The following is a 13,025-nucleotide window of genomic DNA, read 5'->3' on the forward strand; positions in this document are numbered from 1 at the left end:
AAGCATGGCAAAATTGCGGCAAGAAATTAAATGGTAGACAAATGGTATTTAAAAGGTATCTTGATCGAAGCTTGAGGGAGAATCGTGTGTCTGCGAAGACGACGGAACAATTGCATGACGGCGCCGCAGGATTGGATCAACGTCCTCCAGCGGAAATTGCGGCGCTTCTTGCGGGCGGGCAAGTTGCTGCGGCCGAGAGTGTTCAAAAGGCAATCCCAGCTATTTGCGCAGGCGCAATGGCCATGGCGCGCACAATAAATGCCGGCGCTTGTCTGCACTATGCGGCTGCAGGGTCCTCGGGATTGATGGCCGCCGCGGACGCACAGGAGCTCGGCGGAACATTTTCCATTCCTGCAGTGCAACTGCGGATTCACATGGCCGGTGGGTTGCCGTCCGGCGTCGAGATGTCGGGTGATACAGAAGACGCCACCGATGGGCTGGCCACAGCTTTGGCGGAACTGTCCAAAAAGGACACGTTGATCACGGTGTCGGCTAGCGGGTCGACCCCATTCACGATTGCTGCGGCGCGTATCGGCAAGTCTAAGGGCGCGACCGTCATTGGCATTGCCAACAATGCAGGTTCTGAATTGCTTGAAATGTCTGATTATGCGGTACTGCTCGAGACGCCGCCCGAAGTTTTGTCCGGATCGACCCGGATGGGAGCGGGTACGGCCCAGAAGATTGCACTCAACATGCTGTCAACCTTGATGGCGACGCATCTGGGCCACGTCCATGATGGCATGATGGTCAACGTAAATGCTGACAATATCAAACTGCGCGCCCGGGCTTGCGGGGTCGTCGTCCAGATCGCTGGCGTGTCGGAGGCCACGGCGCAACAGGTGCTGGATGCTGCAGGTGGCGACGTCAAAGCGGCTGTTTTGATGGCCGCCATGGGGCTGTCGCGGGATGCAGCACAGGCCCGACTAAAAGATACAAATGGACATTTGCGCCCCATATTGGAGCGCTCGGTTTAAAATCATCACTTTCGTTGCAATCTGGGAGGAACCAAAATGACCCGCAACACGATCAAACTGGCTTTGCTGAGCACGGCGCTCACCGCCACCGGAGCCATGGCGCAAGACGTCACGCTAAACATCGAAAGCTGGCGAAATGACGATCTGGTGCTTTGGCAGGAAGAGATCATTCCGGCATTCGAGGCCGAGCATCCCGGCATCAAGGTGAACTTCACACCATCTGCCCCGGCTGAGTACAACGCCGTTCTGAACTCCAAGCTGGATGCTGGCTCTGCAGGAGACATCATCACCTGCCGTCCGTTCGACGCATCCTTGGCACTCTTTGAGGCGGGCCATCTGGCCGATCTTGCTGGCATGGACGCCATGGGCAACTTCTCGGACGTTGCGAAATCGGCGTGGCAGACAGATGACGGCGCGGCGACGTTCTGCGTGCCGATGGCCTCGGTCATTCATGGCTTCATTTACAACAAGGACGCTTTTGCGGAAGTGGGCGTCGATGTGCCGAACACCGAAGCTGAGTTCTTTGCCGCTCTTGAGGCGTTCAAAGAAGACGGAAACTACATCCCGATGGCTATGGGCACCAATGACCAGTGGGAAGCCGCCACTATGGGCTACAACAACATCGGTCCGAATTACTGGAAAGGCGAAGAAGGCCGTCGCGCACTGATCGCGGGCGAACAGAAGCTGACGGACGAGGCCTGGGTCGCTCCATATGCGACGCTAGCGAAGTGGGGCGCATATCTTGGCGACGGGTTCGAAGCTCAAACGTACCCGGATAGCCAGAACCTGTTCACCTTGGGTCGCGCCGCGATCTATCCTGCGGGTTCGTGGGAAATCTCGGGTTTCAACGCGCAAGCGGATTTCGAGATGGGCGCGTTCAAACCACCGGTTCAGAATGCAGGCGACACATGCTATATTTCTGACCACACCGATATCGGCATCGGGATGAACGCGGCAACAGATAACCCGGAGGCTGCCAAAACGTTCCTTGCCTGGGTGGGTAGCCCCGAATTTGCGTCAATTTTCGGCAATGCTCTTCCTGGCTTCTTCCCGCTGTCCAAGGAACCGGTGGAATTGTCAGATCCGCTGGCCAAGGAAATCGTCGGCTGGCGTGGTGAGTGCGAGAGCACAATCCGTTCCACTTACCAGATCCTGTCTCGCGGTACGCCAAACCTCGAAAACGAGACCTGGGGCGCATCCGTGGCGGCCATCAAGGGCACCTCGTCACCCGAAGAACTGGGCACCGAGCTGCAACAGGGCCTCGCCAGCTGGTACGAACCACAGCAGTAACCCCTCCCGTTACTGCCTTGTCCGGGTGGCATTTCCCACCCGGACCCTTCAGGAGATTTCCAAATGCAACGCGCTCGTACACGCTGGCACATCGCTGTGTTTCTGGCTCCCGCCGTGCTGGTCTACACCGCCGTCATGATCTTTCCCCTGTTCAACACGCTGCGCCTCGCGCTCTACAGCAAAGTGGATCAGGAACGTATCTACGTCGGTCTCGACAATTTCCGCACGTTATTTTTTGACCCGATCTGGTCCGAGCAGTTCTGGAACGCGCTTGGGAACAATTTCTGGTTCTTTATCGTGCACATGCTGGTTCAGAATCCCATCGGCGTGGCGCTCGCCGCCGTCCTGAGCCACCCGCGATTGCGCTTTGCGGCACTCTACCGTTCGGCAATTTTCATTCCTACAATCCTTTCTTTTGTCATTGTCGGTTTTGCCTGGAAACTGATCCTGTCGCCGATCTGGGGCATTGCGCCATCCATGCTGGATTTTGTCGGGCTGAAATCACTGTTTGCGCCATGGCTGGGCAAGGAAGAATACGCTCTGACAACACTGGCTCTGATCTCTGTCTGGCAATTTGTCGGCATCCCGATGATGCTGATTTACGCGGCTCTGCTGTCGATCCCCGAAGAAATCCTTGAAGCGGGAGAAGTAGACGGCATCACCGGTCTGTCCGCCTTCTGGAAGATCAAGCTACCGCTTATCCTGCCGTCCATCGGCATCATTTCGATCCTGACATTCGTAGGCAATTTCAATGCCTTTGACTTGATCTATGCTTCCCAAGGCGCGCTAGCCGGTCCGGACTATTCGACCGACATCCTCGGTACTTTTATGTATCGCACTTTCTTCGGCTTTCAGTTGCAACTGGGGGACCCGCATATGGGGTCGGCCATTGCGGGCGGTATGTTTGCTATCATCCTCATCGGGGTCTGCATCTACCTGTTTGGTATCCAGACCCGGATGCGCCGCTATCAGATGTGAGGCTAAACAGATGAATAAAGCGCGTACTAATCCGTTCAACACAGTCGCCATGCATGGGGCGCTGATCCTCTACACTCTGATCGCGCTCTTCCCGGTCTTCGTGATCCTGATCAACAGCTTCAAGACTCGCAAGGCGATCTTTCGCGAACCCCTCGCATTGCCCGATGCCGAAAGCTTTTCGCTGATCGGCTACCAGACCGTGATGAAACAAGGTGACTTTTTTCTGTATTTCCAGAACTCAATGATCGTGACCGTCGCCTCGCTGTTCTTTGTCCTGCTCTTCGGCGCCATGGCGGCGTTCGCATTGGCGGAGTACCGTTTCAAAGGTAACACGCTGATGGGGTTGTATCTGGCGCTGGGCATCATGATCCCGATACGCATCGGGACCGTGGCCATTCTGGAAATGATGGTGGCGAGCGGACTGGTGAACACGCTCTGGGCGCTGATCCTGGTCTATACGGCGCAGGGCCTGCCATTGGCGGTCTTCATTCTCAGTGAATTCATGCGGCAGGTTTCAGATGATCTGAAAAATGCCGCCCGCGTTGATGGCCTTAGTGAATATGCAATCTTCTTTCAGCTTGTCCTGCCACTGGTGCGACCCGCCATGGCGACAGTCGCTGTATTCAACATGATCCCGATCTGGAATGACCTGTGGTTCCCGCTGATCCTTGCCCCGGCAGAAGAAACCAAGACACTGACTCTTGGTAGCCAAGTCTTCATTGGTCAGTTTGTTACGGACTGGAACGCGGTCCTTTCGGCGCTGTCGATGGCGATCTTGCCGGTGTTGGTACTATATGTGATTTTCTCGCGGCAACTGATCCGCGGCCTGACATCCGGAGCAGTCAAATGACCCGAGTACTGATTGTAGGCTTGGGAAATATGGGTTTGTCTCATGCTTTGGCTCATCATCACGCCGGGTCAGAGATCGTTGGACTGGTGAATCGATCCGAGATTGCTCTGTCGGACGCCTTGGTTGGCTACCCACGCTTCAAAAGTTTCGAAGAAGGGATGGAGACCAAGCCGGACCTTGTAATAATCGCGACCTATTCCGATAGCCATGCGGATTTTGCCTGTGCTGCGATGGAGGCAGGTGCGCATGTCTTTGTTGAGAAACCGCTTGCAACCACGGTTGCGGATGCGCGCCGCGTGGTTGAAACGGCCCAAAGGTTAAACCGCAAGCTGGTTGTTGGATATATCCTGAGGCACCATCCGTCGTGGGTGCGGTTGATCGATGAGGCGCGCAACCTTGGCGGGCCATATGTGTTTCGTCTCAACCTCAATCAACAGTCGTCCGGTGTCGAGTGGGAGACCCACAAGGCGTTGATGCTGACCACCAGTCCAATCGTTGATTGCGGTGTTCATTATGTCGACGTGATGTGTCAGATCACGGATGCCGATCCTGTGCATGTGCATGGAATGGGGCTGCGCCTGTCGGCTGAGATTGCCGAGGGGATGTACAACTACGGCCAGTTTCAGGTCATCTTTGAGGACGGTTCAGTCGGCTGGTATGAGGCCGGATGGGGGCCAATGATGTCAGAAACGGCGTTCTTCGTTAAGGACATCGTGTCGCCCAACGGATCTGTCTCTATCACTGATGGTAACAAGGGTGCTTCGGCCGATATCGACGGCCATACAAAGGTCGGGGGCATTCTGGTGCATCGCCCTGAAGGTGATCAAACCATCGAAATGCCCAATGAGCCCGGCCATCAGGAACTGTGTGATGCCGAGCAGTCCTATGTGCTGCGTGTCATTCGAGAAAACATCGACCTCACCCGCCACATGAGCGACGCGGTGCAATCCCTCGCTATTTGCCTGGCTGCCGATGAAAGCATTCGCACAGGTCACCCCGTATCTCTCAAGGAGCCAAATCTATGACTGCTTTGACCCTGACCAACGTGAACAAGTCTTTTGGCGACGTTCACGTGTTGAAAGACATAAATATCGAGGTCGAGGACGGCGAGTTTGTCGTTTTCGTCGGACCGTCAGGATGCGGCAAGTCCACACTATTGCGCGTGATTGCGGGTTTAGAGGATGCGACGTCTGGCGAAGTGCGCATCGATGACAATCTGGTTAACGCCACTCCACCGTCAAAACGCGGCATCGCCATGGTGTTCCAGAGTTATGCGCTCTACCCGCACCTGAATGTGCGCAAAAACATGTCGCTGGCCCTCAAACAGGAACGTAAAAGCAAGGCCGTTATCGAACAACGGGTCGCTAAGGCCAGCAAGATGCTGGACCTTGAGGCATATCTTGATCGCTATCCGTCCGAGTTGTCCGGCGGCCAGCGCCAGCGTGTTGCCATTGGTCGTGCTATAGTGCGCGAACCAAAACTCTTTCTCTTTGACGAACCTCTATCGAACCTCGATGCCGCGTTGCGGATGAACACGCGGCTTGAGATCGCTAAACTACACGACGCGCTGGCTGCCTCGATGATCTATGTGACTCACGACCAGACTGAAGCGATGACCCTTGCAGATAAGATTGTTGTTCTGTAGGATGGACGCGTCGAACAGATCGGCAGTCCAATGGAACTCTACAACAATCCTGTGAACCAGTTTGTTGCAGGTTTCCTGGGGTCTCCCGCGATGAATTTCATGCCTGCCGGGTTTATGTCGGAAGGCGACCCAAGAACGCTTGGCCTTCGTCCCGAAGATCTTCGACTTCAGACAGATGGAGAGCTGACTGCTGCAGTCCTGCACGTGGAGCATCTGGGTGGTGACACCAATGTTATTGCTCAGGTGAAAGGCACACAAATCACTGCGCGCCTGTTCGGGCAGCATTCAATCAATCAGGGGCAAACCGTCAATTTTGGGTATTCTCCGGAACGGGCCTATTACTTCAACGCTGATGGGCTCCGTATGTAGGGTAAAGATTCCCAGTCAGTGTTTAGTATCCACTGTCTGCAGCAGTCCCACCGACTTTCAGTCGGTCCCGCTTTAGCGTGAATCAAGGAGCGGATGGGGCATTGTCAGACAAAACCAACTTGAGGCGGGCAGGGCGGTTTTGTAGCTTCGCGGGATGACAAAATCTAACCCATTTCGCTAATTCAAAACCAGCCCTGAGATCATCCGCCTAGCGGTAATGATGTACGTTCGATTCCCGCTTTCGCTAAGGAATGTCGAGGATCTGCTGCACGAACACGGGATCGACGCCAGCCACGGAACGGTTCGGTTCTGGTGGAACAGATTTGGTCCAATGTTCGCGGCTGAGATCCGCAGAGACAGGGTCAGCCGTATGTGCTTTCATTCGAATTGGCTGTGGCACTTCGACGATATTTTCGTGAAGATCAACGGCGGAACCACTATTTGTGGCGGGCTGTGGACCACGAAGGCGAAGTGCTGGAAAGCTACGTGACGAAGCGGCGGGACCGCAAAGCCGCGTTGAAATTCCTCAGGAAATCAATGAAGCGATACGGTCGCCCTTAAATCATCGTGACCGAAAAGCTGAGGTTATACGTTGCTGCAACGAAAGTCATCGGCAACGCCGAAAGGTAGGAAGCGCTCCACAAGTCCAACAATCGGGCCGAGAATACGCAACTGCCTTTTCGACGACGAGAGCGAGCCATGCTCCAATTTCGGCAAATGCGATGCTTGCAAAAGTTCGCAGCTGTCAATTCTTCAGGGCACAAACACTTCAATCAGGAACGCCACCCCTACTCACGACGCAATTTAAAAACTAGCCGAACCTCCGCCCTCGCCGAGTGGCGCCCGCTTTGTGCCGTGTCAGTGCACGCGTCTGGCGGCAAACTGAGACTGGTTCGAATTCGTCTGACAGCACCGTTCGACGTCGTCGATGTCGCCACACAAGCTGATTGCAGATCCAAGGACGGTCAGCCAACCGTTGCTTATTTTGTTATGATCTCAGGCCCCATCACCGCGTTGGGTAAAATTGTCGATATCGCAGGCACATAAGTCACCAAGATCAAGAAGACGAACATGATGGCGAGAAACGGCAGCGCTGCGCGTACAACGCCCATCATAGACATATTAGCGACCCCGGCTGTCACAAAGAGGTTCAACCCAACCGGAGGTGTGATCATTCCGATCTCCATATTAACCACCATAATGATGCCCAAATGGATCGGATCGATCCCAAGCTCAATCGCGATGGGAAACACCAATGGCGCGACGATTACCAAAAGGCCCGACGGTTCCATGAACTGGCCACCGATCAACAGGATCACGTTTACGACGATCAAGAACATCACAGGGCCAAACCCGTAAGACAGCATAACTTCAGTTATCTTTTGAGGGATTTGCTCATCTGTGATCACGTGCTTGAGAAGCAGTGCGTTGGCGATCACAAACATCAACGTGATGATCAGCTTACCTGCATCGCGCAAGGTGCCCACAGTGTCGGGGTGCCAAAAGGCTGTGACCAATGCCTGAGGTTTGCGAAAGATGGACTCTCCGTTTTTAAGCGGTCCCATATCGCGATAAATGAAGCAAGCGACAAAGAACGCGTACACTGAGGCAACCGCCGCTGCTTCGGTGGGTGTAAAGATCGCGCCGGTAACGCCTGGAACGCCGTAAATGCCGATCATGATGATCAGGATAAGCAGCAAACCCCAGACCGCGTCCTTGAGGCTACCCCAAATCTCACCAAAGCCTTTGAACTCACCTTTCGGCATATTCTTGATGCGGGCCCTAATATAAATCCCGATCATCAACATGGTGCCCGCCAGAAGACCGGGGATTACACCTGCAAGGAACATGCGTCCCACAGACACTTCGACAGCAGCTGCATAAACCACCATCACGATGGACGGCGGGATCAGGATGCCCAAGGTGCCGGCATTGGCGATCACGCCAGCCGCAAATTCCTTGGTGTAGCCAACCTGGCGCATCGCCGCGATCACAATGGTCCCGATAGCCACAACCGTTGCCGGCGAAGACCCTGACAGGGCCGCAAACATCATACAGGCCAGAACGCCTGCGATTGCCAGACCGCCCCGCAGGTGCCCTACCAGTGCGATGGAAAAGCGGATGATCCGCTGCGCCACACCGCCCGTGGACATGAACGACGAGGCCAGAATGAAGAAAGGTATCGCCAGCAGAGTGGAATGCCCTTCAAACGCCTCGAACAAGGTCTGCGCAACAGAGGCAAGGGAAGTGTCCGAAAACACCAATAAAAAGACGATGGAGGAAAAACCAAGGGAGATGGCGATGGGCACGCCCACCAGCATCAGGCTGATGACCATGACAAAAAGCAGCAAGATTTCCATTATTCTTGTTCCTTGAGCTTTGCCGCAGCTTCAGCCACATCGTCTTCCGCCTCATGGCTGACGATCAGCATATCTTGTTCGCCTCGCCAAACCCGAAATCCGACTTGGACAAAGCGGTAAACCAGCAACAGCGCCGAGACCGGCATCACAATATACGGCACCACCTTGGGCAATTTTTCGTAGGCGTCCCCATCGTTGAATACGCCTTCCAACCATCCAAGGAAGAACGGCACCGGGATGTCTTGGGTTTCGTACCATCCTTGCCCGCGAACTTGTTCGAACCCGGTTGGGAACCAACGCCCTGATGTAGGATAAAGGTTGGCGTAGGGGGCCCAGTAGTCCCATGCGCCTTTCAAAAGAAGCAAAGAGTAGGCAAGGCAAATCGCTACCACGAACAGTCCTAGTCTGCGTTTGGCAGGCGTAGAGACTCCATTCACGATCGCGTCGACGCCCAAATGAAGCGTATGCTTCACCGCATAAGACGCCCCCAGAAGCACCAGCCAGGCAAACAGAAAGACCGTGAGTTCCAGCGCATAAAAGATGTTTGAATTGAAACCGTAGCGCGCCACCACATTGGCAAAAGTCAAGAGCGTCATCGCACCAAGTATCACGGCGATCAGAGTCTCTTCGATGTGGTCTATAACGCTTTGGGAACCTGAGCGTTGTGCAGCCATGTTGCTCTCATTTCCTACAGATGAGGGGCGCTGTCACCCTGACAAGCGCCCCTTGGGAGATTTTAGGCAGATGCTAGATCAGTTTACCAAAGAGGCGTTGATCGCCTGTGCTGCGTCGATGTTGGTTTGCCCCACATCTTCTGCGAACTGGTCCCAGACAGGCTTCATCGTGTCGACCCATGCTTGGCGTTGCTCAGGTGTCAAAGTGCGCACAGTGCCACCCGCTGCGATGATAGCCTCTTTGGCTTCTTCGTTGACCTTAGTGGATTCTGCATTCCGCGTCGTCGTGACCTCGTTCACGATTGTAACGAACTGATCACGAACATCTGCCGGCAGCCCTTCAAGCCAGTCGATGTTGGTCACCAACAGATAGTCGATGATACCGTGGTCGGTTTGGGTCACACCGTCCTGTACTTCGAAGAACTTCTTGCCGAAGATATTGGACCACGTGTTTTCCTGCCCATCAACAACGCCCTGTTGTAGCGCGCCATAAACTTCTGAAAACGCCATCTTCTGAGGCGAACCACCAATGGCTTCCATCTGCGCCACCAGCACGTCAGAAGACTGGACGCGGAACTTCAGCCCATTAGCGTCTGTCGGCGCGATCAGCGGCTTGTTGGCTGACATTTGTTTCATGCCATTGTGCCAGTAAGCCAGCCCTTGCAAGCCACGTTTTTGCATACTGTCCAGCATGCCCTGACCGGCGTCTGAGGCTTGAAAGGCTTCAACTGCGTTGATGTCGTTGAACATGAAGGGCAGATCAAAGATGCGGAACTGTTTGGTGAATTTTTCAAACTTGGACAAAGACGGCGCTGCCAGCTGTACATCGCCTTGAAGCATCGCTTCCAGCACCTTGTTGTCGTTATAAAGCGTGGAGTTAGGGAAAACCTCCATGCACATCTGGCCGTCCATTTCGGCATTCACGCGCTGCTCCAAAAGCGTTGCCGCAATCCCTTTCGGGTGCTTGTCGGTGTTTGTCACATGGCTGAACTTCACGACGATTTCACCGTCATCACAGGCTGCAAAGGCAAGGGATGGTACGGTGGCGACTGCCGCAATACATGCGGCCTTCAAGAACTTTTTCATTGGTTTCCTCCTGTTGCGGCGATCCTCCGCGCCGATAAATTACAAATGCCAGTCGATCGAAGCCTAAAACAAGCATTTATCGCAAAATATTTTTTGATGTTTTTATACAGACAGTTAGCAGGGGCAGGGTGTGCTGGTTGCAAATTTTTCCGAAATCTCGGACACAGTGACCTGTAATGAACCAGCTGATCCGAAGCCGATTCCGAATAATAATCGCATATCTGGTATATGCGGTCTTGGTTGCCGGCCTGGCCTGGGTGTTTCATCAAAACACCTTTCACAACGAACTTATCGCCCTGCGCGCTCAGGGCGAGGTCCGGCTTAGCGAGGCTTCCAGCCGGTTGCGCCTGCAAATCGACAGCCATCGCGCGCTGACGAATGTGATCGCGAACGATACCCGGATCGTGCAGGCCATAGCGGAACAGCGATACGCAGAGGCAAAATCTGCGTTGGAGGAGTTTGAAGCAACTTATGGGGCCTGGAGAATTGATCTAAGCGCACCTGACGGAACCATCTTGTTCAGTTCCTCCAATGCCTCGCCAGATGTCCGACATTCTGACGCGTTCCTACAAGCGGCGCTGAACAATCGCCTTGGGTTTGCCCAGGCTTTGGAGAACGGCGAACGCATCATCAAACTCAGCCGCAGCGTTCTGATTGATCATTCAAGACCTGCGGGGGTCGTCGTCCTAAGCGTTTCACTCGCTGCACTCGAATTTGAATGGCCCGTCGCGCCAGAGCCCATTGTTTTCTTTGACGTAGAGCAACTGGCGTTTTCCTCCAATCGGCCTAATCTTCTCTTGCTGTCGCGCGGCCAGGACCCGGAAATCGCAGCGTTCAATCTGACCAAAAGCACGCGCAACCGCGGCTTGCAGCTTTGGCAATTTCGCCCACCAAACGGGGACTTTCTAGAGGTCATCAAGGCAGAACAGTTTGTCCCCCATCTGGACCTGACCGGTGTGATCTTTCTGGACACTTCGGAACCCCGCGCCACGGCCCGTTTGCGCTCCATACTTGTGTTGGCGGGGGCGGCTGTTCTTGGCCTGATCGGAACGGTTGCTTTGCAACAACGGCGGGGCCGGGTTTTTGAGCAGCAATATTCTTCGCAACTAGAAGCACGTGTCGAGGCGCGCACGCACGAATTGCGTGGCGCACAGGATGCGCTGGTTGAAGCGTCCAAGTTGGCCGCACTGGGGCGTCTGTCTGCCGGGGTCAGCCATGAGCTGAATCAACCTTTGGCGGCAATTCTGAATTTTGCCGAAAATGGTCAGCAGTTTCTGGCGCGTGGCCGCAGTGGGCCTGCGGCGCAGAACCTGACACTGATCTCGGATCAGGTGCGGCGTATGGCACGCATCATTGGAAACCTGCGTGCCTTTGCGCGGCAAGAAGTGGCCCCAACAGAACAGATCAACTTTGGAAATGTTGTCGCCTCGGCGCTTGAGCTCAGCCGTGAAGACATTGCCGAGGCGGGTGTGACTTTGGATTGCCACTTGCCAGAAGAAGCATTGTTTGTTCTGGCCGGGCAGGTGCGGCTGGAACAGGTCGTGCTGAACTTGATCTCCAACGCCTTGGATGCAATGGCACAAAGCAAGCGTAAGGACCTATCGCTTGCACTGCGCTGCGCAGGCGATACCGCGGTCCTAACCTTGTCAGATACCGGGCATGGGATCGCGGATGTCTCTGCCGTGTTTGAGCCGTTTTACACCACCAAGGACCTTGGTGCGTCCAAAGGACTTGGCATGGGGCTTGCGCTTGCCCATGGGATCATTGCGCGCTTTGGTGGCACCCTCAGTTGCAACAATTTGGATGTTGGCGCTGAATTCAGAATTGTTTTGCCAATTGTGGAGGGCTCAAATGCTTAAAAAAGTGTTGATTATTGAAGACGACCCCGTCCTGCGTGCCTCCATCGAACAGACATTGGAGTTGGACGATTTGGAGCCAATCCCGACAAATGGATTTGTGCACGCGCGCCGCTCGATCCGCTCAAACTTCAGGGGCGTGATCTTGTCTGATATCAAGATGCCAGATCACGATGGCTTTGATGTGCTTGGCTTCGCTCAGGCACGCGACCCTGATCTGCCGGTGGTGCTGCTGACTGGCCATTCCGATGTGCCCACCGCCATGAGGGCCTTGCGCGAAGGGGCCTATGAGTATTTGGAAAAACCCTGCGAACCGCAGCGTGTGATAGACGTTCTTCGCCGCGCGCTGGCGCATCGGGCATTGGTACTGGAAAACCGCGCCATGCGCGAAGAGCTCGATCAGGAGCGAGACCCGGATGCAAGTGGATCCCTGTCCGAACGGCTGGAAGCCCATGAACGCCAGATCATCGAACAGGCTCTCAGCGACGAAAGCGGTAAAGTCGCCGCTGCGGCGGCACGTCTTGGTATCCCGCGCAACACGCTCTACGACAGAATGAATAAACTGCGGGTGGTGGCAAAGGCGTTTCGGTCCAAACATAAACAATAAATATGCCGTTTTAGAGTTTTGTCAGACGATACCAACCTGAGACGGGCAGGACGCTTTTGTAGCTTTTCGAGATGACAAAACGCTCCCCATTCCGCTACCCACACCTAGTCTAGAGATCATTCGCCTCGCCGTGATCATGTATGTTCGTTTCCTGCTGTCACTTCGGAATGTCGAAGATCTGCTGCATGAGCGCGGGTGTCGGTCGTCAGAGTTTTTGGAACCAATGGCGACCTAAACTAAGAGAGAGTTTGGCTCATCTTGTTGGTTTGATTATGCGGCGCGTTGTCTGTGTTGCAAGCGGCGCGCTTCGAGCGTCTTTCGTTTGATCCTTTCCCT

General features: G+C 54.6%; 10 protein-coding genes and 3 pseudogenes. 10 read left to right on the forward strand and 3 right to left on the reverse strand.

Going from position 1 to position 13,025, the window contains the following annotated elements:
* Positions 1-86: 86 nt before the first annotated feature.
* From ABJD00_RS09565 to ABJD00_RS09595, 7 genes and pseudogenes are all read left to right on the forward strand, one after another.
* Positions 87-974 carry an N-acetylmuramic acid 6-phosphate etherase gene (locus ABJD00_RS09565; RefSeq protein WP_413849445.1) on the forward strand — a complete coding sequence of 296 codons (888 nt, stop codon included), beginning with the start codon at positions 87-89 and terminating at the stop codon, positions 972-974.
* 36 nt (positions 975-1,010) lie between these two features.
* A complete protein-coding gene (locus tag ABJD00_RS09570) occupies positions 1,011-2,264 on the forward strand; it encodes an ABC transporter substrate-binding protein (protein ID WP_413849447.1) in 1,254 nt (417 codons plus the stop codon).
* Between the two features lie 63 nt (positions 2,265-2,327).
* Complete coding sequence (locus tag ABJD00_RS09575) at positions 2,328-3,242, forward strand: carbohydrate ABC transporter permease (RefSeq protein WP_413849449.1); 915 nt, start codon at positions 2,328-2,330, stop codon at positions 3,240-3,242.
* A 10-nt stretch (positions 3,243-3,252) separates the two neighbouring features.
* Positions 3,253-4,092: a carbohydrate ABC transporter permease gene (locus tag ABJD00_RS09580; protein WP_108835237.1), complete on the forward strand. Its 840-nt coding sequence runs from the start codon at positions 3,253-3,255 to the stop codon at positions 4,090-4,092.
* Complete coding sequence (locus ABJD00_RS09585; protein ID WP_413849451.1) at positions 4,089-5,117, forward strand: Gfo/Idh/MocA family protein; 1,029 nt, start codon at positions 4,089-4,091, stop codon at positions 5,115-5,117. The genes ABJD00_RS09580 and ABJD00_RS09585 overlap by 4 nt, the downstream gene beginning before the upstream one ends.
* A pseudogene (locus ABJD00_RS09590) lies at positions 5,114-6,106 on the forward strand (ABC transporter ATP-binding protein). Before ABJD00_RS09585 ends, ABJD00_RS09590 begins: the two are co-directional and overlap by 4 nt.
* 199 nt (positions 6,107-6,305) lie before the next feature.
* A pseudogene (locus tag ABJD00_RS09595) lies at positions 6,306-6,961 on the forward strand (IS6 family transposase); the annotation flags it as partial.
* Positions 6,962-7,086: 125 nt separating this feature from the next.
* On the opposite strand, the gene ABJD00_RS09600 reads toward ABJD00_RS09595, so the two are convergent.
* The 3 genes from ABJD00_RS09600 to ABJD00_RS09610 form a co-directional block, all read right to left on the reverse strand.
* Entirely contained in the window at positions 7,087-8,466 is a 1,380-nt protein-coding gene (locus ABJD00_RS09600; protein WP_413849455.1) for a TRAP transporter large permease, read from the reverse strand.
* Positions 8,466-9,140 carry a TRAP transporter small permease gene (locus ABJD00_RS09605; protein WP_413849457.1) on the reverse strand — a complete coding sequence of 225 codons (675 nt, stop codon included), beginning with the start codon at positions 9,138-9,140 and terminating at the stop codon, positions 8,466-8,468. The genes ABJD00_RS09600 and ABJD00_RS09605 overlap by 1 nt, the downstream gene beginning before the upstream one ends.
* Positions 9,141-9,218: 78 nt before the next feature.
* Positions 9,219-10,226, reverse strand: a complete 1,008-nt coding sequence (locus ABJD00_RS09610) for a DctP family TRAP transporter solute-binding subunit (RefSeq protein ID WP_413849459.1) — start codon at positions 10,224-10,226, stop codon at positions 9,219-9,221.
* Between the two features lie 176 nt (positions 10,227-10,402).
* Here ABJD00_RS09610 and ABJD00_RS09615 point away from each other — a divergent pair, with 176 nt between their 5' ends.
* The 3 genes and pseudogenes from ABJD00_RS09615 to ABJD00_RS09625 all read left to right on the forward strand — a co-directional run.
* Complete coding sequence (locus ABJD00_RS09615) at positions 10,403-12,085, forward strand: ATP-binding protein (RefSeq protein ID WP_413853685.1); 1,683 nt, start codon at positions 10,403-10,405, stop codon at positions 12,083-12,085.
* A complete protein-coding gene (locus ABJD00_RS09620) occupies positions 12,078-12,689 on the forward strand; it encodes a response regulator (protein WP_413849463.1) in 612 nt (203 codons plus the stop codon). The genes ABJD00_RS09615 and ABJD00_RS09620 overlap by 8 nt, the downstream gene beginning before the upstream one ends.
* Positions 12,690-12,760: 71 nt before the next feature.
* Positions 12,761-12,885: pseudogene (locus ABJD00_RS09625) on the forward strand (IS6 family transposase); the annotation flags it as partial.
* Positions 12,886-13,025 lie beyond the last annotated feature (140 nt).

It is taken from the genome of Tateyamaria sp. (assembly GCF_039945315.1).
Taxonomy (GTDB): Bacteria; Pseudomonadota; Alphaproteobacteria; order Rhodobacterales; family Rhodobacteraceae; genus Tateyamaria.